Genomic DNA, 22,741 nt, shown 5'->3' with positions numbered 1-22,741 from the left:
ACTTTATGAGTTCAGGGCCTTCTCTTTGGGGGTGTTTTTCTAAGACGCTTTAAAAACCCGCTTCTTCAGCATCTGGTAATCTATGAAATAGAGCACTTTTACGGATAGGCTGTTGGTTTGCGGCCCCGTGATTGTGTTGCTAAAGTTCTTGTGGTACCGAGGCACGATATCTCCCTGGCTTTCCAGTATGGAGTTTTTCCAGACAATGCTGATCTCGCTGCCCGGCGCAAACCACCACGAGTACACCATGTCGATATTGAAGGTGTTGAAGTTGATGTTGTGCGTCGGTTTCTGGTTGTCGGCAAAGTACCCTTCCGGGTAGGCATCTGCCATCAGCTCGCCGCTGCGGCCCAGTTGGAAGAAGCGGTTGTACTCCGCTTTAGACCAGTAGTGTCGCGCCCGCAGCGACAACGACATCTTGTTGTTAAAGATATAAGAACTGGACAGGGAGTTGGTGATGGTTTTCACATCCCGCTTTCCGAAAATAATGCGGTGTACAATACCTGTCTCCGTCTGATCGGTGAAGTGGTTGGCATAGCCGATATCATCCAGGCGAATGTTGCGGCTCAGACTGTACACAAACGACAGCTTATCGTTCACGCGGTATCGCGGGGCGATAAAATAACTGAAGTTTCGGCGATCATACTCATCGAAGTCGCGGTAGTTCAGTTCTATGTCCAAGGCCAGCTTCTTGCGATAGTCCGTTGACAACCAGCCCCCGATGCTTCTGTTGGTAGGAAAGGCATAGTAGCGGCCTTCTACACGCGGCTCGAAGAAATCGTATGTCTTGACAGGCTCCAGGTTGAAGAAGGTGCCGGCGCTCATGAAATTCTTGAAGGTGCCGCTTACCCGACCATAAATAACGAAATTCTGAAAATCATCGGGCTTGTAGCGGCGGCTGTACTGGGCTCCCAGCTGCGTGTTCATGTTCAGCAGCTTCCAGAAGGGCTGAAAAATGTTATACCTGAAGTTCACGTCTTCGTCCACACTGTTGCGGATAAAATTGATACCCAGGTCATTGGGGTCGTAGGTGTCAGATTTCACGGAATGGGTATACCGGTATTGAAAGTTCCCGCTCACTTTGCCTGCCCCAATGCTATACATGTGCCCTAGCCGGGTGTCATCGCTGAAATACTGCTGGCTGAGGGCTGCCGTGCCGTTCACCGCATACTTATTGCCTTTGTTGGCTACCCTGAACAGCAGGCCCGTCAGGTTGGCATCGTAAGTGCTTCCCTGTCGCGTCACGTTGGTATTGACCAGCGTAACATACGAGTTGTTCTTGAGCGACTGGTCGAAAACGGCGATGTTGTAATTGGTGAGCGGCTGCGTCTCTTTGCGGAACTGGTTGCCTTCGCTGTCTTCCAGCGTGGCATACTGGCGGCCCACCACCGCATTGAATATGCCGATACCTAACCCTGATTGCGTACGGCCCGATATTTTGGTGCCGTTCAGCATCTTTGTCTCGCGTGGGTTTTCGATCACGGTGTTTCCCTGCTCCCGTTCTTTTCTCGCATTCAGGAAATTAACCGGCCTGCCGCCTATCCGGCGGGAGTACAGGAAACCGCCTTTGTTGAAAAGCTCTGTGCCCTCCATGAAGAAGGGCCGGTTTTCGTTGAACTGTACTTCGAACGGTGACAGGTTAAGCACCTGGTTGTCGGATTGCACCTGGCTGAAGTCAGGTATAAGGGTCATGTCGAGCGTGAAGGCATCATTTATTCCGTACTTCACGTCCATACCGCCGCTGAAGTTGAAGTTCTCGTCGTAGGAGGTACTGCCATCCCCATTGCGAACCGGGTATTTCTCGACGTAGCCTGAGACATAGGGCGTGAGCGAAAGCCTGAGCGGTGCCTCCACATTATTGATGCCTGTCAGTTTGCCCCACTGGTTTACAAAGCCGTTGATGGCCGGATCTACATGGTTCCAAAAATAACCCTGCCGCGTAGACTGCCGGTTACGCATGAAGTTGATTCCCCAGAGTTGCTCCGGCTTGCTGCTGAAACGCAGTGCCGAGTACGGGATCTTCATTTCGGCTACCCAGGCGTTGCCCTGCAGGCTGGCATTGCTTTCCCACACCGCGTTCCAGGAGAAGTCTTCGCCATTGGACGAGTAGCGGGCGTCGAGCTGCACGCCGGCAGGAGTCAGGAAAAAGCCGAAGCCGTTGATCTGGTCGTTGTAGGTATCGAAGAACACACCAAAAAAGTCCGTATTGCCGAAATCATCGCGTTTGCCCAGCTGCTTTAAAATGCTGTCCTGCGACACGTCCTGCATGATAGCCCCGATATAGATGGCATCGTCATCGTAAAGAATGCGCACTTGCGTGGGATGCACCTCGGGCGGACCGGGGTTCGGCCTGTTCTGAATGAAATTGGTGGCAATCTCGGCCTGCTGCCAGATCGGCTCGTCCAGGTTACCATCGATTTTGAGAGGCTCTGTGATGCGAAGCGCCTGCAGTTGCTTTTGCTGAGGTGTAACCGGGGTTTTCTTTTCCTGTGCCCACACCTGCTGCTGCAACAGCACAGCCAATGCGAAGACAGCCTTCAAGACAATCGCAGGTTTCGGTAAAAATTGATTCATAGATTATTTTGGCAATAGTGAACGTAGTAACAAAGGTATAGAATAGATGAGCTTCAGGCGGCAATGGTTGCTTCATTGTCCGAAATTACTGCTAACATGCAGTGTGATGGGGTGAACAGGCCGGATTTATCTATGAATGGGTCAACAAAAAAGCGCTATACCTGACCTGCAGGTATAGCGCTCTCCAAATTTTGAGAAACAGGGCCTGTTACAAATCCTCCTCCCGCACCAGCATCAGCACCGCCGACTGTGGCACGATGAAGTACTTCTCCCCCATGTAGTTGATCTCGATGGCATCGCGTTGCAGGTAGATGGCCAGGTCGCCTTCCCTGGACTGCAGCGGCAGGTAGCGCACGGCCTCCTGCTCTTCTCCCAGGGGCTCATCGTCGAACCCGTAATCGGTCGGCATAGGATAGCCCGGACCAACCTTCATAACGTAGCCTTCCTGCACTTTTTCCTTTTCCTGTACGCCAGGCGGCAGGTATAAGCCGCTGTTGGTCTGCTCCCGCGAGGTCTTCGGCTTGATCAGTACGCGGTCGCCTACGATGATGATCTTCTCCAGCTTGTTACTCTCTGAAATTCTCATTGATAAGGTATGCATAATTAAATAGGGTCTGCTGTTACTTTAAAGCGCATGGCGGCCTTAATGGAAATATCGCGTGTGATGGGCTTTCCTATGACGGCCTTGGTCCGGATGGTATAGGTTTCTCCTTTGATATACTGGTCGAGCTTGGCGTTGGTCGACTTGAGCTCAATGGATTTTAAGCCCTTTGGCACCTCGTCCAGGTAAGCGATTCTGGTTTCGCCGCCTTTATCGCTGCTCAGGTAAATCTCGATGCTGCGCAGAAAATCGAAGTTCTCGCCGGCCGGGTCGGCGATGGTCAGCGTGAGTTTGTTCAGGCTCACGTCCTTCACCAGCTCGGCACGCGTCTTGTTGTTTTTGAACGTCTCCTCAGAGTTTGTGGTAACAGGTATAGGCGACAGCGGCGTTACGATGCCAATCGGGAAGTTAGACTCGACACGGATGGTCTCCTCCTGGTTAATGTAGAACGTGAGCAGGTCGTCTACCTTATCACAGGATGTTCCAAAAAAGGCAAGCAGCACGAACACTGCCAGTTGTAATTGCTTCATAAAAACGGTAAAATGTAATGTACTCTCTTTTATTTATTTAAAGACCTGGAAAGCAATAACAGGAAGAGCAGCTTTGTGGGCTGCTCTTCCTGTTTGCCTGCACAGGGTGCAAAATTAGTAAAAATGATCGAGAGTATGGAAACCCTAGTCAAACATGTCGGCGGCGCGGGTCGTGTCCGGCCCATTTTCCAGCCAGCTCAACGGGTAGTTCTTGTCCATCAGCCCCACAGCCTCCTCGGTCAGGTATAGCGGTTTAAAGGTATCGATCATCACGGCATACTCATGTGTCTCTTTCTTACCGATACTCGCCTCTACGGTGCCTGGGTGCGGACCATGCGGTATACCGCCCGGATGCACCGTGAACGAGGCCCTGTCCACGCCCTTGCGCGACATAAAGTCTCCGGCCACGTAGTAGAGCACCTCGTCCGAGTCCACGTTGGAGTGGTTGTATGGCGCAGGTATAGACTCCGGGTGATAATCGAACAAGCGCGGCACAAACGAACAGATGACGAAGTTGTGCGCCTCAAACGTCTGGTGCACGGGAGGTGGCTGGTGAATGCGGCCGGTGATGGGCTCGAAATCGTAAATGGAGAGCGCATACGGATAAAAGTAGCCATCCCAGCCCACCACGTCAAACGGACTGAAATCGTAGTAATACTGGTGCAGCATGCCGTCTTTTTTGATCTGCACCAAGTGCTCCCCACCCTCGGTGTACTCGATCAGCTCGTGCGGCGCACGGATGTCGCGCTCACAGAACGGCGAGTGCTCCAGCAGCTGACCGAAATGGTTGCGGTAGCGACGCGGTGTCTCGATCGGGCTGAACGACTCGGTGATGAGCAGGCGCACCGGCCCGTCGTTGAAATGAAACTGGTGGATGATGGTACGCGGAATCACGATATAGTCGCCCTCGCGGAACTCCAGCTTGCCCATTTGCGACAGCAGTACCCCACTTCCCTCATGCACAAACACCACCTCATCGGCCTGACCGTTTTTGTAGTAGTAGTTCATTTTCCGCTCCGAAGGGTTGCAGATGCTGATGGCTACATCGCCGTTGAGCATCATAGTCTTGCGGGCATCCAGGTAATCGGCGCCAGTTGTGGTCAGGTTAAGGGTGCGCAGGTGGTGCGGCGCCAGCTTTATACCTTCGGCTTTTTTAGGTGCGTAAGGTATAGGCTCCTCGATGCGGGTGATGCGCGTTGGCGGATTCCTGTGGTAAAGCAGCGACGACAGACCACTGAAACCCAGCGTGCCCACCAACTGCTCTGCGTACAAACTGCCGTCCTCCTGCCTGAACTGCACATGCCGTTTGTGCGGGATTGTGCCTAATCTGTGATAATAAGCCATTCCTTCTCTTTGGTTATGGTTCACAAAAGCGGCCCTGCCGGGCGCCTTTTCTTGTATACTGATTTGTTAAACGCCTCCTTTGGCCAGACGCTGTGCCTGGCCGAACTGGCGGAGCGCCTCCTGAAACTCCTCGTCCTTCTCATGCAAAACAGGGAAGAACCCCGAATTGCCGTAGACGCTTCTGCCAATAAATGCCTTGAGGTTGTTACGCAGCAGCTCTTTAGAGCGTTTGAACTGCGCCTCATCGTACTTCACTTCCGAGCGGGCCGCCAGGCGCAGCATGTCCTGCAGCATTTTTTCTGATACGTGAAAGGATTTCTGGAAACGGTCCAGCGGCATTTTCTCCAGGTCTTTGCGGTGGTCGTTGTAGTAGCCCAGCGCATATTCCCGGATTACGTTCTTACTGTACAGTTGGCTCAGCAGCTCCGATATTTCGGTGGTGTCGCGCGGCACAAACACGTCCGGCATGATGCCGCCGCCGCCATACACGATACGGCCTTTGCTGGTTTTGTATTTGAGCGAGTCTACGAACAAACTGCTATCCGGATGAAAATATTCGCCGTTTTCGAAGCGGTGCAACATGTCTTTCTGGTAGTCCTCGGTGCCAGCCACGTAAGGCTTCTGGATAGAGCGTCCGCTAGGCGTATAGTAGCGCGAAATGGTCAGGCGCAGCTCAGAGCCGTCGTTGAGCGGGATCGGCATTTGCACCAGGCCTTTGCCAAAAGAGCGACGGCCCACGATCAAGGCGCGGTCGTTGTCCTGCAGGGCGCCGGCCACAATCTCGGAGGCGGATGCACTACCCTCGTCGAGCAGCACGATAACAGCGCCATTCTCAAAATCGCCGCGGGTGCGGGCAAACAGTTTGGAATCGTAGCGGGTGCCTTTGCCGTCGGTGTACACAATGAGCTTGTCGCCGGCGATAAACTCGTCGGCCATGCGGGTGGCATGGTCCATGTAGCCTCCCGGGTTGCCCCGCAGGTCCAGCACAAGTTGCTGCATGCCCTTCTTCTTAAGCCCTGCCATAGCCTGCTTAAACTCCTCAAAGGTATTGGAGGCGAATCGGCTTACTTTAATGTAACCGGTGTTGTTGTTGACCATGTAACTCACGTCCACCGACACAGTCGGGATTTTGTTTCGGGTGATCGTGAAATCCAATGGGCGTTTGAGGCCCTTGCGAAGCACCTCCAGCTTCACGGTAGTTCCTTTTGGGCCACGCAGGCGCTTAAATACCCCTTCGTTGTTGATGCCCGTACCTGCCACCTTTTCGCTGTTCACTTTAATGATCTTGTCGCCTGCCATTATACCGGCCGCCTCCGACGGACCGCCGCTCAGCGGGGTAATCACATAGATGGTGTCTTTGAAGATATTGAACTCCACGCCTATCCCTTCGAAGTCACCCTCGAGGTAAGAGCGGGCCATGGCCAGGTCGGCCGCAGGTATATAAGCGGTATGCGGGTCCAGCTTTTCGAGCATTTTGGTGATAGCGTGGTCGGTCAGCATTTCGGTATCCACGGTGTCCACGTAGTCGCGGTCGATGTAGCTTAGGATGTCCCGAAACTTAAGATAAGCCTTGGCTGTGCTCTGCGGATTGCTGTCGGAAGGGGAAAAGGTATTAGCGCCTATCAGCACGCCAACTACGAGGGCCATGGCCATGTAGAGGGGCAGGCGTACCTGAAACAGGCTGTTCCGGGGCTTGTCCTGCGCTGGTCGGGCGGGTTCCTGCTCGTGGCTGGGTTTGGTTTCTTCGCTCATCTCGATCTCTAAAAACGGTTAAATATAAAGCTAAGCGGGCGCTTTTGTACAGCTTTATCCAGATAAATATTCAATGTCCGCTATCATATCCCTCTTATAAAGTATACCTGTGTGTAGCACAGCTTGTTATTCTTTAAACAAAGCCTTAGTCGGGTTTTATTCCATTTTGGTAGAAAATAATGCTTTTCACCCGGTTTGCCACATCCTGCATTCCTGTATTATGGCATGGTGCCTGCCTGTGCAACAGGTATGGCAGCAACCCGACAAATGGCACTGCCAAGGGGTAGCACTCTTTTAATCCGGATTAAATCCTTTAACTTTGCGTCTTAATGGATAAGCGCCATACCCTGCCGGTTGACGGGGTGGAGCGCCACGGCACTATGGCAAGAATTCTGGGTATAGATTACGGCAACAAGCGGGTAGGGCTGGCAGCGACAGACACGCTGCAGATCATCGCCTCCCCTTTAGAGACCATCCATGCCAAAGATGTGCTGGCTTACCTGAAAGCCTATACCTTGCGCGAGCCCGTAGAAGCCATTGTGGTGGGCATGCCCCGCCGCCTGACCGGTGAGGCCACCGATGCCACGCCACACGTGATCGGCTTTGTGCGTAAATTGCAGAAGGAGTTTCCGGCTATACCGGTGCACACCGTGGACGAGCGTTTTACCTCCAGCATGGCGCAAAAAGCGATGCTGGCCGGCGGACTCAAGAAGAAGGACCGCCAGGACAAAGGCACCGTGGACCGCGTAAGCGCCGCCATTATTTTACAGTCGTATTTAGAAAGCAAAGCAATATGATTTACCCAATTACCGCCTATGGCGACCCGGTGCTAAAGGAGCCGGCGCAGGACATCCCGCAGGACTACGAAGGCCTGAACGAACTGATTGAAGACATGTTCACGACTATGTACCATGCGCACGGCGTGGGCCTGGCCGCCCCGCAGATCAGCAAGGGCATCCGCCTGTTCGTGATCGACTCAGAGCCGATGATGGACGAGGGCGACGAAGGCAAAGGCGTGAAAAAGGCATTTATCAACCCGGAAATTATTGAAGAAGACGGCGAGGAATGGGGCTTCGAGGAAGGCTGCCTGAGCATACCGGGCGTGCGCGAAGTGGTGTACCGCCCCGAGCGCATCGTGATCCGTTACTTCGACCAGGACTGGAACGAGCACACCGACACTTACGATGGCATGACGGCCCGTGTGATTCAGCACGAGTACGACCATATCGAGGGCATCCTGTTCACCGACCACCTGTCTGGCCTGAAGAAGCGCCTGATCAAGAACAAGCTCACCAAAATCTCGAAAGGCGAAGTAGATGCGGACTACCGCATGAGGTTCCCAGCAACGGTGGGCAAGAAGCGCTAACGCTATACCTTCCTTATAATAGAAAGCGCCTGCTACATGGATTGTGGCAGGCGTTTTTGGTTGTAAGAACGACTATTTCAGGTCGATCAGTTTATAGGCTATACCTATTTGGAAGAGATAATTTCGCTGCCGTAATGGATACTCCTGTTCTTTGTACTTGATTTTACTACCAACATTGGTCAGGCTTCTTTCATAGTTCGCGTCCAGAATAAACCGCCCTAACTCTGTGCTTATACCTACTTTACCGCTGAGCAGCCACCGGTTATAGAATAAAGGAAAATCCATCCAGATTCGATCGTTCTCCATCATCGGCCATTTGTCATATTCTTCCTCAGAAACTCGATAAGATTTATCGTAAAACTGATAAGCCACAATGCCTCCGGCTTGCACATGCAGCCACCTGTTCAGTTTATAGCCGGCCATGCCTGTAAGATCGATTCTGCGAAAATCGTAAACAGGGCCGGTATGTGTCCAAACATACATCACCCCTTCCCTCTTGTCCTCGTCAGGGTTCAGGTTCACGAACTGCACAAACGCTGTATTATGTAAATACCCCAGCTCAGCCTGCACATATTTCCCTCCTGTTTCCACGCGGCCAAATACCCCCAGCCTATAGCCTTGGTATTGGTCGTCGGAATTGTAGATGTAGTACTTGTTAGCCACTACTTGGTCAACTTGCAATTGCAGTTGATTACCCTCTACTTTTGGGCCAAAGCTGAAGTGATTCTTAGGTCGCGGGAGGCTATTGTCGGGCAGTTGCTGGGCATTGACGTTAGCACAGCAAATTAAGAGGGCTGACAAAAATGGTATTGTAAAAGCGTAAAGTTTTGTTTTCATTAGATTGCGAAGTGTACAGGAGCACGAATAAATACCTGTCAATTTCACTAAAATCAACCTATATAAAAAATAACCTACCAAGTATTACTCCACCCAACTGAACAGCCTGCTCCAGCGCATTTTCTCGAGCAGCCCGGCATTCTCATCCAACGACATCCATACGAAAACCGGTTTGCCTACCACATGGTCTTCCGGCACGAATCCCCAATAGCGCGAGTCGAGGGAGTTGTGTCGGTTGTCGCCCATCATGAAGTAGTAGTTCTGCCGGAAGGTATAGCTTTTCGCCTCCTTGCCGTTCAGGTATAGCCGACCGTTGCGTACTTCGGCGTTTTCGTTTTGCTCGTAGCGCAGAATGATTTTCTCGTAAAACGGCAGCGTTTCTGGGGTGATGGCGACTGTGGCACCTTGCTTCGGGATGTACAGCGGACCGTAGTGGTCGCGGTTCCAGTTGTGGCTGCCGAATATACCTAGCTCCGCCTCCCCAACTGGCATCTGCTGTAGCTCCACTTGGTCAATAACATTGAGCGAGGCCAGCGCCTGTGCTTTGGCCGCGGTGGTATGCAGCACGTAGCCGCCCTGCACCGGGTATACATCGGTGATATCGCGCTCTTTAAAGAATCTCTCCTGCAGCACCTTGCTCGTGGTTACAAAGTAGGCATACTGCATTTGCTCTGGGTTATCGAGCGGCTGGCCGTTCAGGTATACCTGCCTGCCGCGAATCTCGATCGAGTCGCCGGCTATACCTACACAACGTTTCACGTAGTGCGTGCGCAGGTCGGTGGGGTGCTGCGCCTCGTCCGGAAAATTGAAAACCACGGGGTCGTTGTGTTTGATCTTAGAAAAACCGGGCAACCGGAATGCCGGAAGTTGCAGCGCGTCGGAGTAGGCAGGTATAGCCGTGCCCCAAATGGTCTGGTGCGTGAGCGGCACCTGCAGCGGCGTCATGGGGGTGCGGGAACCGTAATGCAATTTGCTCACAAACAACCGGTCGCCCACCAGCATCGACTTCTCCATGGAGGAGGTAGGTATAGCATAGGCCTCAAACGTGGCCCAACGAAACAGGGTGGACACCACCACGGCAAACATCAGGGCGTTTCCCCATTCGCGCAGGGCGCTTTTTTTAGCAGGAGTAGATTTCGGCTTTTCCCAAAATTTCAGGTGCATAGTTAAAGCATAGTAGGTTTACTATGTTATAACAGTCGGCAGATGGGATAGATTGTGTTTTGTTAGAAAAAATTATTGAGCATACAAGTTAAGCGTTAGCCCTCAGCTTAAGCCCCCTTAACAGAACTTACTTTATACTTTTAAGTCAGTTCTTCAACAGTTCATTCAAACCTTCCTTTTCAAAAAGAATTCGCCCTATCCTGAGCTGTGACCAGCCATCTTTGAGAGTATAAGAGAACTTTGGCAAGCCATTTTCCAACACGCATTCGATGTAGCATTTCCTGACATTCCCGCTACTGTTGCGGTCCAATTGTTCTTCCAACTGCAGCAGGTGCGTGGAGATCAGAAAGTAGGAGCCCTGAAATTTTGTGAGCCCGTTTACGACCGTTTTGGTGATTTCCAGCGCATCATCCATGTTGGTTCCCCAGAATATTTCATCAAACACGGCAAAGGACTTCCAACCGTCTTCTGTCACCTTTAAAACTGCTTTAAGATGCTCTATCTCGGTCATAAAATGGCTATAGCCGTCGCGCAGGTTGTCGTTCAGGTTGATGGCGATGGCAATAGAATGGAAGAAGGGAGTTGTGCAGGCCGCGGCAGGTACCGTAAATCCTGCGTGCGACAGGTATACACAAATACCCACGGCTTTCAGCAAGGTAGACTTCCCTGACATATTGGGCCCTGTAAGCAGCAACACGTTTTGAGAAGTATCAAGCTCCAATGTATTGCTGATAGGGCTTTTTACGATTGGGTGATAAAAGTCCTGTATTTTGAAATTACCGCTGCTGAAGCTTGGAAACGAGAAGCTATGAGTTAGTGTACCCTTTGCTATAGACCAATAGGCTTCAAAGGAGAAAAAGAAGTCCCAGAAGTGCTTGATATCGGCTGGATCCAATTGCTGAAGCTGCTTCATAAAAGCAACAATCCGGGGTATGGTGAAGCGGTTTTCGCTGATAAGTGCTGCATTAGCTTCCAGCCTGAGCCTGCTCAGAAACTTAAAAGCGCTTTGCAGTCTCTTGCGAAAGCTTTCAGGAAACTTTGACACATCCAGCTGCGCCAGGTAGCGCCTTTGAATGCCGTTAAGCATCAACACGATCTGAACAGTCTGCGACCTAAACCTATTTCGCTCTGTTTCAAATACCATAAGCTTAAATGATGCCGCTAGCTTACCATCATCCAGTGCCAACCTCCTTGAAGCCATATCCTCTAAAAGGGCATAAACCTCTCGCAGGTCAAGCCTTTTGTAGTTAAGTTGCTCCAGTACATTCCAGTTTTCGATCATTCCCTGCGTGATTGCCTGCCGCTCCCTCACCAGCGCTTCCGTTGAAGGCACCACTTTGAGCATTTGCAGCAAGCGAGACGCGGACTGCTCATTGTTGGTGTAATCAAAAAACGGAAGTACGTCTTCTTCAAGCTTCAAATCCTGTACATGCATCATTGGCTTCAGATATACTGTTAGCGAGCTGTAAGTCTTATCGATTAAGCAGTTAAACTTATGCCCGGATATGATCAGGTGAATAATTTTATTTGAAACACTCGGGCTTCCAAAACTCTAATCTATAGCACGCTCTTCTGGCTTACAACTAAGGTTTGACCAGCGTTCCGCAATTGGCACTCATGTACTTCATGGTATAGTCTCTTCCGCTTTGGATCAGGCGCTCTTTCTCCTCTCTTGACATTCTTTTGATTCTAGGGCTTATCCCAACCGATGAAACTGAAATAGTTCTTGCCCAGTCATCATCGGTCAACTCATGCCTGTTCAGGTTTTCGATCACCAGAATATAGAGGGCAGACATGTAATCGTTCAGGTTCCGGATTTGAATTGGCGCTAACTCTCTTGAATCGGCATCATGCTGGATTTGCTGATCCGAATCTATTCTTACCCCTATCGTCTGAAAATTAGGAACCCGATGTTGATTATTCGCTGAGTCCGTGGTAATGCTGTCGAATATGGTGATGGGGAAATTCCCAATGATACCGCCATCAACCACAACATCCAGATTTTGCCCTGCATTTGGCTTCTTGTGAACAGCTCCCTGGCTATCAATAAACACCGCCTTAAAGTAGAGGGGTATAGAAACCGATATTCTAACCGCGTCCTTCACCTTCATGTTTGGATAGTTCTCTTTGGAGAAAACGATTAGTTTCTGCTGGTTTAAGGATGTCGCTGTGATGTAGAGGTCTTTGTATCCTAAGGAGCTAAGTTCCTCAAAGGTGATGTCCGGATTGGCGGTTTTCGCCTCTATGATTTTTGCAGTCCATTCCGTGAACCTGTCGCCCCGATACCAACCATACAGATTCTTCATTCTGGCTATACCGCCCGGAAACATAAAACGCCCATCGTTAAACTTCCTGAACTGCGTGGATGAGATCAAATCTGCTATTTCTGTTGAGGTATACCCCAAAGAGACCATTAATGCGGTAATGGCTCCGGCTGATGTTCCTCCTACTTTCTGCACCTGCCCTAGCCTATCGTTTTTCTCCAGCACGTCAATCACACCCGCATACGCGATCCCCCGAATACCCGCACCCTCAAAGGCAAGGTTTCTGATGTCGCAGTCTTGTGAATAAACCTTGCCTGAAAACAGGCATAGAATCGCTGTTATCCTTAAAAAGTGTACCATTCTGAATCTTCGGCTCAATGATCCGTTTTAACCTTTTCCTTTCCAGATATCTGCAAAGAGAAGAGTAAGCTTCTCACAATATACAAATTCCCTAATTCTCCGTACACCGCAGGTATGGCTTTCCGACAAATCGCTGTCCTGCTGCTCCTTACCATCCTGCTCCCGCTCACTGGGTATAGCTGGGGCTTTTTCGCGCATCAGCGCATCAACCGGCTGGCTGTCTTTACGCTACCGCCCGAGATGGTGGGTTTCTACAAAAAGCACATCCGCTACATCACCGAGAATGCCGTGAACCCCGACCGCCGCAGGTATGCTGTGGCAGGCGAGGCACCGCGCCACTACATCGACCTGGACGTGTACGGCGACAGCGCCCTATACCTGATGCCCCGCTTCTGGCAACAGGCCGTGGAAAGGTACGGCGAAGACACTTTGATGGCGCACGGCATTGTGCCCTGGCACATCAACCGCATGAAGTTCCAGCTCACACAGGCTTTCAAAGATCGTGACCTCGACCGTATCCTTCGGCTTTCGGCAGACATGGGCCATTACATTGCCGATGCCTGCGTGCCGCTGCACACCACGCACAACTATAACGGGCAACTGACGGGCCAGCGCGGTATACATGCCTTCTGGGAAACCCGCCTGCCCGAAATGCTTTCCGACAACTACGACTTCTTTGTAGGGCAAGCCACCTACATCGAGCAGCCGCAACTCAAAGCCTGGGACTTGGTAGCCAGCGCCCACCTGGCGCTCGACTCGGTGCTGCGCTTTGAGCGGGATCTCACCCGGGAGTTTGACGAAGACAAGAAGTATAGCTATGAAGTGCGGGGAAATGTGACGAACCGGGTATATTCCAGGGAGTTTTCAGAAGCATACCACCGGCGGCTGAACGGGCAAGTAGAGCGGCAGATGCGCCTGGCCATCCACACTGTGGCTAGTTACTGGTACACTGCCTGGGTAGACGCCGGCCAACCCGACCTGCGGATGCTGGCCTCCGATATTTCCGAAGAAGAACGGCAACGACTCAAAATGGAGGAGAAAGAGTACGAACAAGGTCCGCACAAGCCAAGGGAAGAAGGAGAAACACGCCTGGAACGTCAGCCGCTATACCTGGGCAAGGAGCAGCACGGCTTTGTTTTAGAAAGGATATAAAATTTCCTATCTTGCCCTGATCTTAACACTCACATCATGAACCTGAACTATACCCCAACCAAGGGCTGGCTCTTGCTCCTGCTGGCTATTTTCACCCTGCAGGCCACAGCACAGCCCTCAACCTCTAAAACTACCCCAGATCTCTCCAAACTCGACGCCTATTACCAGAAAGCCCTTAAAGACTGGGACGTGCCAGGTATGGCCATCGCCATTGTGAAGGACGACTCTGTGATCTTCGCCAAAGGCTACGGTGTGCGTGACTTAAAAGCCGGCGGACAGGTTGACGCGAGTACTGTGTTTGGCATCGCATCCAATTCCAAGGCCTATACCGCTGCCGCACTGGGCATCCTGGTAGACGAAGGCAAGATCAGCTGGAACGACCCGGTAACCAGATACCTGCCATACCTGCAGCTCTACAACCCTTATGTCACGCAAAGCCTGAATATCAAGGATTTGCTCAGTCACCGTGCGGGTTACAAAACATTCAGCGGCGACCTGCTGTGGTACAACACCACCTATAGCCGCCGCGAGATTCTGGAGCGTGTCCGTCACCTCGAGCCTGCCTATGGTTTCCGTGACGGGTATGGCTACTCCAACCTCATGTTCATTGCAGCCGGCGAGGTGATCGAGGCTGTAACGGGTCAAACCTGGGAGGCTTTTATTAAAGAGCGCTTCTTTACACCGCTGGGCATGAGCCGCTCCTATACCTCCGTGAACGAGCTGAAAGGGAAACAGAATATCGCCTCGCCACATGGCTTCGACGAAAAACACAAGCCCTACCCCACCACTTTCACTGCCTGGGATAACTGGAATCCGGCTGCCGGCATTTTCACCAGCGTGAATCAGCAGGCCCAGTGGATGCGCCTGCAGCTTAATCGTGGCACTTACAAGGGTCAGCAGATTTTCAGTGAAAACGCCAGCCGCACCATGTGGACGGCTCACAATGCACTGCCAGTCTCCAAGCAAACAGAAACCAACGTGCCTTCCACGCACTTCTCAGCCGCTGGCTTGGGCTGGATGATGAACGATTATGAGGGCCGCAAAGTGCTGGCCCATGGCGGCGGCCACGAGGGCATGAACAGCCGCACGGTGCTGGTTCCAGAGGAGAACCTGGGTATCGTGATCCTGACCAACAGCATGAGCAGTATTATGTCGCCGCTGGCCAACTATACCCTGGATCAGTTCCTGGGCGTGCAAAACGGCCGCGACTGGAGCCAGTTTACGCTCGACAACATGGCCAAGGCCCGCAAAGCACAGGAAGAGGCAGCCGATAAGAAACCAAAAGATAAGCCCCGCAAAAGCAAACCTACGATGGACTTGGAAGCCTACGCCGGCACTTACAACAGTCCGCTGTATGGCGACGCCACTATTACCGTGCAGAACAAGCAATTGGTGTTGCAGCTCGCCCCTGCTCCTGCGCTGGGCGGCAAACTCAGCCATTGGCAGCACGACATCTTTGACTTGGAATGGAAGAACAACTTCGCCCTCCTGACGCCAACCCGTGTCCGCTTCATCGTGGGCCCTGATGGCACAATCGCCGAAATGCGCCTCGACGCTAACAACCCTGACTTTCACTTTGACGAGTTGAAATTCAGGAAGAAGTAAAGCCCTAGCTTACAGCAGCAGACACCAAAAGTAAAAGGCCATACCTGACAGGTATGGCCTTTTACTTTTTAAGTTAACGTAGCCTGTTAATAAGACACGGCTACTGCAATAACACTTACAAGGGCGAAATAACCAGCTATTAGCAGATAAGCTAATGCTTCATCATCATTATAGTAGAGTTTTTTCATGGTTGACAACCTTTTAAACATTAAACAACATTTTAAACCTTTGGCTGTCAGTTACTCTTTTTACGAAAAACTACTCTAAATTGTTAATATTCACTCACTTTTCTCATACGGTGCCTTAGGCTGCGATGTCAGCCGTATCTGCATTCTCAAATGCACCCTGAAGTAGGTGTATGGCACACAGAAGGCCAGTTTGGGCGGTTCAAGAAGCAGGGGTGACACGAAAAAGCCCCGTCAATCTTTCGACTAACGGGGCTTTTGCAGGGCGAAACCCGTGCTTATGCTGACAAATCAGTGCTATACCAGCTTCTTGTATCGGATACGCTTTGGCTCTACGTCGCCCATGCGCTTCTTCTTGTTCTCTTCGTAATCAGTGTAGTTACCCTCAAACCAGTATACCTGCGAGTCACCTTCAAAAGCCAGAATGTGCGTACAGATACGGTCCAGGAACCAGCGGTCGTGCGAAATAATCACGGCGCAACCGGCAAAGTTTTCCAGCGCGTCTTCCAGGGCGCGAATCGCGTTCACGTCCAGGTCGTTGGTTGGTTCGTCGAGCAGCAAGAGGTTACCGCCTTCTTTCAGGGTCATGGCCAGGTGCACACGGTTGCGCTCTCCACCCGACAGCTTCTCCACTTTCTTTTCCTGGTCGCCGCCCGAGAAGTTAAACTTGCTCACATAGGCACGTGAGTTCACCTGGCGACCGGCCATCATCATGTGTTCCGTTCCGCCTGAGATTACCTCAAACACCGACTTACTGGCGTCCAGGTTAGCGTGCTCCTGGTCTACGTAAGATATCTCCACGGTGGAGCCCACTGTAAACTCACCCGCATCCGGCTTTTCCTGGCCTGTTATCAGCTTAAACAAAGTGGTTTTACCCGCACCGTTCGGTCCGATGATACCCACAATGCCACCTTGCGGCAAGGAGAAATTCAGGTTTTCGAACAGCAGCTTGTCACCGTAAGCCTTGCTGATGTTGTGCGCTTCGATCACTTGGGCGCCCAAACGTGGGCCGTCAGGTATAAAGAGCTCCAGTTTTTCCTCCTTCTTGGCTGCTTCCTCGCCAACCAGCTTGTCGTATTGGCTGATACGGGCCTTCGACTTGGCATGACGGGCTTTTGGCGCCATGCGCACCCACTCCAACTCACGCTGTAGCGTTTTCTGGCGCTTGCTTTCCGTCTTCTCTTCCTTGGCTAAACGAGAGGCTTTCTGCTCCAACCAGCTGCTATAGTTGCCTTTCCACGGAATACCTTCGCCACGGTCCAGTTCCAGAATCCAGCCGGCTACGTTGTCGAGGAAGTAGCGGTCGTGGGTAACGGCAATCACAGTGCCTTTGTAGTGCTGCAGGTGCTGCTCCAGCCAATCAACCGACTCGGCGTCCAGGTGGTTGGTAGGTTCGTCCAGCAGCAGCACGTCCGGCTCCTGAAGCAACAGGCGGCACAGGGCCACGCGGCGCTTCTCACCACCCGACAGGTTACCGATCACGGCTTCTTCGGGCGGTGTGCGCAAGGCATCCATGGCACGCTCCAGGCGGTTGTCAAGTTCCCAGGCGTTCAGCTGGTCAAGGCGCTCCTGCACCTCACCCTGCCGCTCGATGAGCTTGTTCATCTCATCGTCGGTCATCTCCTCAGCGAACTTCATGTTGATCTCGTCGAATTCCTTCAATAAGCCGACCACTTCGCTCACGCCCTCTTCCACTACCTCACGCACGGTTTTGGTTGGGTCGAGCTGCGGCTCCTGCTCCAGGTAGCCCACAGTATAGCCCGGCGACCAGACCACCTCGCCACGGATCTCCTTATCTACGCCGGCAATGATCTTGAGCAGGCTGGACTTACCCGAACCGTTCAGACCCAGTACGCCGATCTTGGCTCCGTAGAAAAATGACAGATAAATGTTCTTCAGTACTTGCTTTTGAGGCGGGTAGATTTTGCTGACCCCGGCCATCGAGAAAATAATCGTTTCGTTACTCATAGTCGCTGTATATCAATTAAATGCTGCATAAAGGCAACCGTTTTTGTACGTATGTCAGGTCGACATCCCGTGTACGGGCAGTACACCAGGGTGTCGTTTGCCAACTATTTATGCCCTAAAATACAAATATCGGAAAAATTCATGCATTTATGGTTCACAAAAGTGCTTTGAAATCACTAAACTTGTAGAAAAACTGTATGGGAGAAGTCCGCACAGACTTGCCTTAGCGCCAGGCCAATTGGGTTTCGCTTTGTGGCGGCTGTTCTAAACGCAGCCCGGCAAACGCATCCATTCGACTTGCGTATGCTAAGGTTAGTTTAATTTGCGCATCTATCTCCCTTTATGTTCCGATTATAACCCGATCCTTAAATGGAAAACAACGATCTATTGGAAGAAGCCAGGAAGTATGGCTTTATTCAGGACCAGCAAGTATGGTTAAAGGCTTTTATGAACTACCCGGACCGACAGGTAGGTGAAGTAAAAGAATCAGAAGAGGACTCGCTGGTATACTTTGCTAAGCGTTTCCATATGTTCAGCGAAAAGGTGAATAGCCTGCTGGAACGTATTGCAACCTCTGAGAATAAAGGCTCTTTCCTGATGAAAGTGCTGCACATGAAAGAACAGGTGGGCAACTACGACGCCCTGGGCAATTTCGAGGAAATCTTTCATACGCTGAGCAAAGCAGAGGAAGAGATCAACGAAACCATAAAACTTAACCGCGAAAAGAACCTTACTTTAAAGATCGGACTGATACAGGAGGCAGAAGCGCTACAGAACAGCGTGGACTGGAAGGAAACATCTGATAAAATGAAGGATCTGCGGGCGACCTGGATCAAGACAGGCCCTGTGGAGAAGGATGTGACCGAAGAGATTGAAGAGCGATTCAAGACAGCGCTCGAGGCCTTTTTTGAGCGCAAGAAGTCTTTCTTCAATGACAAGAAGCAAATGCAGAACCGCACTTATGAGCGGTACAAAGACCTTATACAGAGATCGGTTGCATTGCAAAATTCCGAAGACTGGGAAGTAACCACAGCCAAGCTAAAAGAACTCCAGAACCAGTGGAAGCAGATAGGCGGCTCTTTGCCACGGGCTACCACCAACAAACTCTGGACCGATTTCAGGAGAGCCCACAACCATTTCTTTGAGCGCCTGAAAGTAAAGATCACCAACGAGAAAACGGAGTCGAAAGACAAGTACTACGAGACTAACCTGGAGAAGAAGCAGGACCTGGTGAGCCAGGCAGAGCAGCTGCTGCAGCAAAACAGCCTCAACGATGCCGTGAAGCGCGCCAAAGAACTACAGGCGGAGTGGAAGAAGGTAGGCCCGGTGCGCCCCGACGTTTCGGACGCCATTTGGGAGCGCTTTATCAAAGCGTGTGACCGGGTGTTTGAGATGAGCAGCCTGGAGCATTACATACGCAAGCGGCAGCAGAGCTCTAACGAAACCTATAGCGACGAAGATGGCCTGCATGCCCGTATCAATGCCCTGCGCGACTTTATCAAGTCTGACCGACAGGAACTTGAGATACTGGAAACAAACCTTGACAAACTGAGCGACACACCTAGCAATGAGTCGTTCCGCAGCATGTTGCAGGGCAAGATCCGCAACTTCAACCGCAAGATCAAAACCAAGCAAGCCCTGATCGAGATGTTCCAGGAGCAGTTGAGTACCAGCAGTAAATAGAAAAATATAGATTTCACTATGTAATTTAGGGAAGCGCCTGTTGTTTATACAGCAGGCGCTTTTTATATTTACCTATAAGCCTTCATTGGCGGATTAGGGCCATTTGAGGCATCTAAAAAACTTGTATCAAAATGAACATTTGCAGCTTGTTTGCGTTGTTTTGGTAAAAACGGTCACAAAAAGCAATAAATATTTCAAAAAAATTTTAGTTTGTATATTTATTTATACTTTTGCAAACTATTTTTTAAAAGCCATTAAGTTAAGGAGAAACATACTATGTATTGGACACTGGAATTAGCATCATACCTGGAGGACGCACCCTGGCCAGCTACTAAAGACGAATTGATCGATTACTCTATCCGCTCAGGCGCCCCTATGGAGGTAGTAGAAAACCTGCAGGCGCTGGAAGACGACGGTCAGCCGTACGAGAACATCGAGGAGATCTGGCCTGATTACCCTACCAAGGAAGACTTCATGTTTAACGAAGACGAGTACTAATAGAATTACGAATTTATAATTACGAATTAAGAATGTCACTAGGAGCTGGCTCAACGATTCGTAATTTGCAATTTGTGATTCGTAATTAAATAGCGCTTGATCGTTGAGGTAAAAAATCTGGTTGCGGGTTATGGGCATCGTCCTCTGATCCGCAACCTTTCTTTTTCTGTGCCTACCCCGGCATTTGTAGCGATCGTTGGGCATAACGGAGCCGGCAAAACAACTCTGTTCAAAGCTTTCCAGCATAAGATTGACTATACAGGTGAGATTCTGGTGCAGCAGCAAGACCTGCGCTCCATCCGCCACGCTGCTTCCTCTGGGCTCCTCTCCTACCTTCCCCAAAAAAATATCGTTTCCTTCTCCATCAAGGTGATCGACCTGGTGGTAATGGGCCTGTTCCGGAAGAAAAGTTTTTTTGACAACTATAACTCCGAGGACTATGCCCGGGCTGCCGCCACGCTGGCACAACTGGAGATGGCGCACCTGCAGGAGCAGGATTTCACGACTTTGTCTGGGGGAGAGCAGCAGATGGTATGGCTGGCACAACTCATGCTGCAGGACGCCACTATCATATTGCTGGACGAGCCCACGCAGCAACTGGATGTGTACTACAAAAAAAGGGTTTTCAATCTTTTACAACAGTGGGTACAGGTGCAAAGCAAAACGGTGTTCTGTATAACACATGACCTACACAACCTGCTATCCCTGCAGGGTTTCCTGCTCAACCTATCCAAACCTAACCCTGTATTGGAGCCTATCTCTCCGGAAACGGTGCAGCAAAACCAGGATTTCCTGGAGGCTGGCAGGCCGAGACTATAGCGTTTGCTTCATGAGCACTTCTGCAAGCAACAGATCCTCCGGTGTGGTGATCTTGATATTAGCGTAACTCCCTTCTACCAAGGTGATGGCCATACCTATACCTTCAACGACAGAGGCGTCATCGGTAAAGTAATCCTGTTCTGATTGTTGATAGGCCTCTTGCAGTATGCTAGCCCGGAAACATTGCGGCGTCTGCACCAGCTTATACCTGGTACGCGGTACAGCCCGGCTGCCTTCTTCCGTCAGTTCTCTGATAGAATCCTTGGGAGAGACTGCCACTACAGCGCTTCCCTTTTCTCCGACTACCTCAAATGCCTCGGCTATAATTTCTGTCGTCACGAATGGGCGCACCCCGTCATGCACTGCCACCACAGCCTCCCCGTGCACTAAGCCCAGCCCGTTCTTCACAGACTGGAAACGGGTGCTGCCTCCTGCCACCGTCAGGTGAAATATATGGAAGCCATGCTCCTTGCAAAGCTCTTTCCATACCTGTAGCTGGTCTTCAGGCAACACCACCACAATCCGGATGTCGGGGTTGAAAGCATAAAACCGCTCGATGGTGTGCATGAGAATGGGCTTGCCGGCCAACTGGATAAATTGCTTGGGCAGGTCGCGCTGCATGCGGCTACCGGTGCCCCCGGCTACGATGATGGCATACTGTGGCAGACTTGGTTTCATATTCCCCTCGATTTCATATTCCCCTTGATAGGTATAGGTATAGGTTTTTATAAGGTATAGGCTTTGTCTAGGTATAGCCGACTATACCTGGCAGCTCCCGCAAATATAAAGCAAAAAGCCCCGACTTCTGGAGTCGGGGCTTTTCTAAATCTTATACCTCACACAGATTAGAGGATCAGCATTACATCGCCGTAGCTGAAGAAACGGTATTTCTCTTTCACGGCTTCTTCGTAGGCTTTCATAACCAGTTCGTAGCCACCGAAAGCGGCTGTCATCATGAGCAGCGTGCTCTCTGGCATGTGGAAGTTAGTTACCAGTGCGTTCGCGATTTTGAAATCGTATGGAGGGAAGATGAAACGGTCTGTCCAGCCCTCGTTGGGCTTCAGGCGGTTGCTTGCCGATACCGAAGACTCCAGCGCACGCATGGTCGTGGTACCAATGGCGCACACACGCTTCTTATTATCCAATGCCTTGTTTACCATCTCGGCGGTGTCGGCAGGCACAGAGAAATTCTCAGAGTCCATCTTGTGCTTGGTCAGGTCTTCCACATCTACCGGGCGGAAAGTGCCGAGTCCAACGTGCAGTGTAAGCGGAGCCACATCCACCCCTTTGATTTCAAGGCGCTTCAGTACTTCTTTGGTGAAGTGCAGGCCGGCTGTTGGAGCCGCTACGGCACCTACGTTCTTGGCGTATACCGTTTGGTAACGCTCCTTATCCTCGGGCTCAGCCTCACGCTTGATGTATTTCGGAAGCGGAGTCTCGCCCAGGTCGTTGATCGTCTTGTAAAACTCCTCGTCCGGTCCGTCGAACAGGAACTTGATGGTACGGCCACGGGAAGTGGTGTTGTCGATTACCTCCGCTACCAGGTCGCTGTCGCCGAAGTATAGCTTATTGCCCACGCGGATTTTACGCGCCGGATCAACCAGTACATCCCACAGGTGAATCTCCTTGTTCAGTTCACGGAGCAGGAACACTTCTATCTTGGCGCCTGTCTTCTCTTTGTTACCGTAGAGGCGGGCCGGGAATACCTTCGTATCGTTTACGACCATCACATCGCCTTCGTCAAAATACTCCAGGATGTCTTTGAATACCCGGTGCTCGATCTTGCCTGTGTCGCGGTGCACGACCATCATGCGGGACTCGTCGCGGTTTGAGGCTGGATGTGTGGCCAACAGGCTTTCAGGGAGGTCAAACTTAAATTCTGATAATTTCATACTTTTTATATTACGGTATAAATCGTGCTGGCTAAAATTGGCCCATCGGGTCTTTAAACGGGTTACCCGGAAAAAATAGGCAGGCTTTTCCTATTTACAACAAAAAATCGAGGTGCAAATTTACTTAGTTTGCCCGAAATATTATTA

General features: G+C 51.2%; 19 protein-coding genes. 7 read left to right on the top strand and 12 right to left on the bottom strand.

Going from position 1 to position 22,741, the window contains the following annotated elements:
* Positions 1-39: 39 nt before the first annotated feature.
* From H9Q13_RS17205 to H9Q13_RS17185, 5 genes are all read right to left on the bottom strand, one after another.
* Positions 40-2,574, bottom strand: a complete 2,535-nt coding sequence (locus tag H9Q13_RS17205) for a DUF5916 domain-containing protein (protein WP_191185049.1) — start codon at positions 2,572-2,574, stop codon at positions 40-42.
* A gap of 208 nt (positions 2,575-2,782) precedes the next feature.
* Positions 2,783-3,160, bottom strand: coding sequence for a co-chaperone GroES (locus tag H9Q13_RS17200; RefSeq protein WP_191185048.1), 378 nt, complete (start codon positions 3,158-3,160; stop codon positions 2,783-2,785).
* 17 nt (positions 3,161-3,177) lie between these two features.
* Positions 3,178-3,705, bottom strand: coding sequence for a hypothetical protein (locus tag H9Q13_RS17195; protein WP_191185047.1), 528 nt, complete (start codon positions 3,703-3,705; stop codon positions 3,178-3,180).
* Between the two features lie 144 nt (positions 3,706-3,849).
* Positions 3,850-5,049 (bottom strand): homogentisate 1,2-dioxygenase, encoded by a 1,200-nt coding sequence (locus tag H9Q13_RS17190; RefSeq protein ID WP_191185046.1) that lies wholly within the window; start codon positions 5,047-5,049, stop codon positions 3,850-3,852.
* 66 nt (positions 5,050-5,115) lie between these two features.
* Entirely contained in the window at positions 5,116-6,801 is a 1,686-nt protein-coding gene (locus H9Q13_RS17185) for a S41 family peptidase (RefSeq protein WP_191185045.1), read from the bottom strand.
* A gap of 380 nt (positions 6,802-7,181) precedes the next feature.
* Between H9Q13_RS17185 and ruvX the strand changes: the two genes are divergently transcribed.
* Both ruvX and def read left to right on the top strand, forming a co-directional pair.
* Positions 7,182-7,598, top strand: a complete 417-nt coding sequence (gene ruvX / locus H9Q13_RS17180; RefSeq protein WP_191185083.1) for a Holliday junction resolvase RuvX — start codon at positions 7,182-7,184, stop codon at positions 7,596-7,598.
* Positions 7,595-8,167, top strand: coding sequence for a peptide deformylase (def, locus tag H9Q13_RS17175; protein ID WP_191185044.1), 573 nt, complete (start codon positions 7,595-7,597; stop codon positions 8,165-8,167). Before ruvX ends, def begins: the two co-directional genes overlap by 4 nt.
* A gap of 72 nt (positions 8,168-8,239) precedes the next feature.
* On the opposite strand, the gene H9Q13_RS17170 is transcribed toward def, so the two are convergent.
* The 4 genes from H9Q13_RS17170 to H9Q13_RS17155 form a co-directional block, all read right to left on the bottom strand.
* Positions 8,240-8,968, bottom strand: a complete 729-nt coding sequence (locus H9Q13_RS17170; protein WP_191185043.1) for a hypothetical protein — start codon at positions 8,966-8,968, stop codon at positions 8,240-8,242.
* 120 nt (positions 8,969-9,088) lie between these two features.
* Positions 9,089-10,168, bottom strand: a complete 1,080-nt coding sequence (gene lepB / locus H9Q13_RS17165; RefSeq protein ID WP_191185042.1) for a signal peptidase I — start codon at positions 10,166-10,168, stop codon at positions 9,089-9,091.
* A gap of 145 nt (positions 10,169-10,313) precedes the next feature.
* The gene (locus tag H9Q13_RS17160) at positions 10,314-11,606 is read right to left on the bottom strand and encodes a MutS-related protein (protein WP_191185041.1); all 1,293 of its coding nucleotides are present in this window, start codon (positions 11,604-11,606) and stop codon (positions 10,314-10,316) included.
* A gap of 145 nt (positions 11,607-11,751) precedes the next feature.
* On the bottom strand, positions 11,752-12,792 hold the full coding sequence (locus H9Q13_RS17155) for a patatin-like phospholipase family protein (RefSeq protein ID WP_191185040.1): 1,041 nt from the start codon (positions 12,790-12,792) through the stop codon (positions 11,752-11,754).
* A gap of 114 nt (positions 12,793-12,906) precedes the next feature.
* On the opposite strand from H9Q13_RS17155, the gene H9Q13_RS17150 reads away from it, so the two are divergent.
* Positions 12,907-13,944 (top strand): zinc dependent phospholipase C family protein, encoded by a 1,038-nt coding sequence (locus H9Q13_RS17150; RefSeq protein ID WP_191185039.1) that lies wholly within the window; start codon positions 12,907-12,909, stop codon positions 13,942-13,944.
* 36 nt (positions 13,945-13,980) lie between these two features.
* Positions 13,981-15,549 carry a serine hydrolase gene (locus H9Q13_RS17145; protein ID WP_191185038.1) on the top strand — a complete coding sequence of 523 codons (1,569 nt, stop codon included), beginning with the start codon at positions 13,981-13,983 and terminating at the stop codon, positions 15,547-15,549.
* A 482-nt stretch (positions 15,550-16,031) separates the two neighbouring features.
* Here H9Q13_RS17145 and ettA read toward each other — a convergent pair whose 3' ends face one another.
* The gene (gene ettA / locus H9Q13_RS17140) at positions 16,032-17,702 is read right to left on the bottom strand and encodes an energy-dependent translational throttle protein EttA (RefSeq protein ID WP_191185037.1); all 1,671 of its coding nucleotides are present in this window, start codon (positions 17,700-17,702) and stop codon (positions 16,032-16,034) included.
* 369 nt (positions 17,703-18,071) lie between these two features.
* On the opposite strand from ettA, the gene H9Q13_RS17135 reads away from it, so the two are divergent.
* The 3 genes from H9Q13_RS17135 (at position 18,072) to H9Q13_RS17125 (ending at position 20,702) form a co-directional block, all read left to right on the top strand.
* A complete protein-coding gene (locus H9Q13_RS17135) occupies positions 18,072-19,385 on the top strand; it encodes a DUF349 domain-containing protein (protein ID WP_191185036.1) in 1,314 nt (437 codons plus the stop codon).
* Between the two features lie 276 nt (positions 19,386-19,661).
* The gene (locus H9Q13_RS17130; RefSeq protein WP_007652164.1) at positions 19,662-19,883 is read left to right on the top strand and encodes a DUF2795 domain-containing protein; all 222 of its coding nucleotides are present in this window, start codon (positions 19,662-19,664) and stop codon (positions 19,881-19,883) included.
* A gap of 96 nt (positions 19,884-19,979) precedes the next feature.
* On the top strand, positions 19,980-20,702 hold the full coding sequence (locus H9Q13_RS17125) for an ABC transporter ATP-binding protein (RefSeq protein ID WP_191185035.1): 723 nt from the start codon (positions 19,980-19,982) through the stop codon (positions 20,700-20,702).
* Here the strand turns inward: H9Q13_RS17125 and H9Q13_RS17120 are convergent.
* Both H9Q13_RS17120 and queA read right to left on the bottom strand, forming a co-directional pair.
* A complete protein-coding gene (locus H9Q13_RS17120; RefSeq protein WP_191185034.1) occupies positions 20,697-21,380 on the bottom strand; it encodes a 2-C-methyl-D-erythritol 4-phosphate cytidylyltransferase in 684 nt (227 codons plus the stop codon). The two genes, H9Q13_RS17125 and H9Q13_RS17120, sit on opposite strands and share 6 nt — an antisense overlap.
* Positions 21,381-21,547: 167 nt before the next feature.
* Positions 21,548-22,594, bottom strand: a complete 1,047-nt coding sequence (gene queA / locus H9Q13_RS17115; protein ID WP_191185033.1) for a tRNA preQ1(34) S-adenosylmethionine ribosyltransferase-isomerase QueA — start codon at positions 22,592-22,594, stop codon at positions 21,548-21,550.
* Positions 22,595-22,741: the final 147 nt, after the last annotated feature.

Origin of the sequence: Pontibacter aquaedesilientis, from assembly GCF_014773225.1 — a bacterium.
In the GTDB taxonomy this organism is placed as follows: domain Bacteria; phylum Bacteroidota; class Bacteroidia; order Cytophagales; family Hymenobacteraceae; genus Pontibacter; species Pontibacter aquaedesilientis.
This window is presented reverse-complemented; position numbering and strand designations above follow the sequence as displayed.

What these genes read in the sequence shown, in the direction of transcription:
- H9Q13_RS17205 (WP_191185049.1), bottom strand. Translation starts at nt 2,574, where the DNA reads ATGAATCAATTTTTACCGAAACCTGCGATTGTCTTGAAGGCTGTCTTC.
- H9Q13_RS17200 (WP_191185048.1), bottom strand. Translation starts at nt 3,160, where the DNA reads ATGAGAATTTCAGAGAGTAACAAGCTGGAGAAGATCATCATCGTAGGC.
- H9Q13_RS17195 (WP_191185047.1), bottom strand. Translation starts at nt 3,705, where the DNA reads ATGAAGCAATTACAACTGGCAGTGTTCGTGCTGCTTGCCTTTTTTGGA.
- H9Q13_RS17190 (WP_191185046.1), bottom strand. Translation starts at nt 5,049, where the DNA reads ATGGCTTATTATCACAGATTAGGCACAATCCCGCACAAACGGCATGTG.
- H9Q13_RS17185 (WP_191185045.1), bottom strand. Translation starts at nt 6,801, where the DNA reads ATGAGCGAAGAAACCAAACCCAGCCACGAGCAGGAACCCGCCCGACCA.
- ruvX (WP_191185083.1), top strand. Translation starts at nt 7,182, where the DNA reads ATGGCAAGAATTCTGGGTATAGATTACGGCAACAAGCGGGTAGGGCTG.
- def (WP_191185044.1), top strand. Translation starts at nt 7,595, where the DNA reads ATGATTTACCCAATTACCGCCTATGGCGACCCGGTGCTAAAGGAGCCG.
- lepB (WP_191185042.1), bottom strand. Translation starts at nt 10,168, where the DNA reads ATGCACCTGAAATTTTGGGAAAAGCCGAAATCTACTCCTGCTAAAAAA.
- H9Q13_RS17160 (WP_191185041.1), bottom strand. Translation starts at nt 11,606, where the DNA reads ATGATGCATGTACAGGATTTGAAGCTTGAAGAAGACGTACTTCCGTTT.
- H9Q13_RS17155 (WP_191185040.1), bottom strand. Translation starts at nt 12,792, where the DNA reads ATGGTACACTTTTTAAGGATAACAGCGATTCTATGCCTGTTTTCAGGC.
- H9Q13_RS17150 (WP_191185039.1), top strand. Translation starts at nt 12,907, where the DNA reads ATGGCTTTCCGACAAATCGCTGTCCTGCTGCTCCTTACCATCCTGCTC.
- H9Q13_RS17145 (WP_191185038.1), top strand. Translation starts at nt 13,981, where the DNA reads ATGAACCTGAACTATACCCCAACCAAGGGCTGGCTCTTGCTCCTGCTG.
- ettA (WP_191185037.1), bottom strand. Translation starts at nt 17,702, where the DNA reads ATGAGTAACGAAACGATTATTTTCTCGATGGCCGGGGTCAGCAAAATC.
- H9Q13_RS17135 (WP_191185036.1), top strand. Translation starts at nt 18,072, where the DNA reads ATGGAAAACAACGATCTATTGGAAGAAGCCAGGAAGTATGGCTTTATT.
- H9Q13_RS17130 (WP_007652164.1), top strand. Translation starts at nt 19,662, where the DNA reads ATGTATTGGACACTGGAATTAGCATCATACCTGGAGGACGCACCCTGG.
- H9Q13_RS17120 (WP_191185034.1), bottom strand. Translation starts at nt 21,380, where the DNA reads ATGAAACCAAGTCTGCCACAGTATGCCATCATCGTAGCCGGGGGCACC.
- queA (WP_191185033.1), bottom strand. Translation starts at nt 22,594, where the DNA reads ATGAAATTATCAGAATTTAAGTTTGACCTCCCTGAAAGCCTGTTGGCC.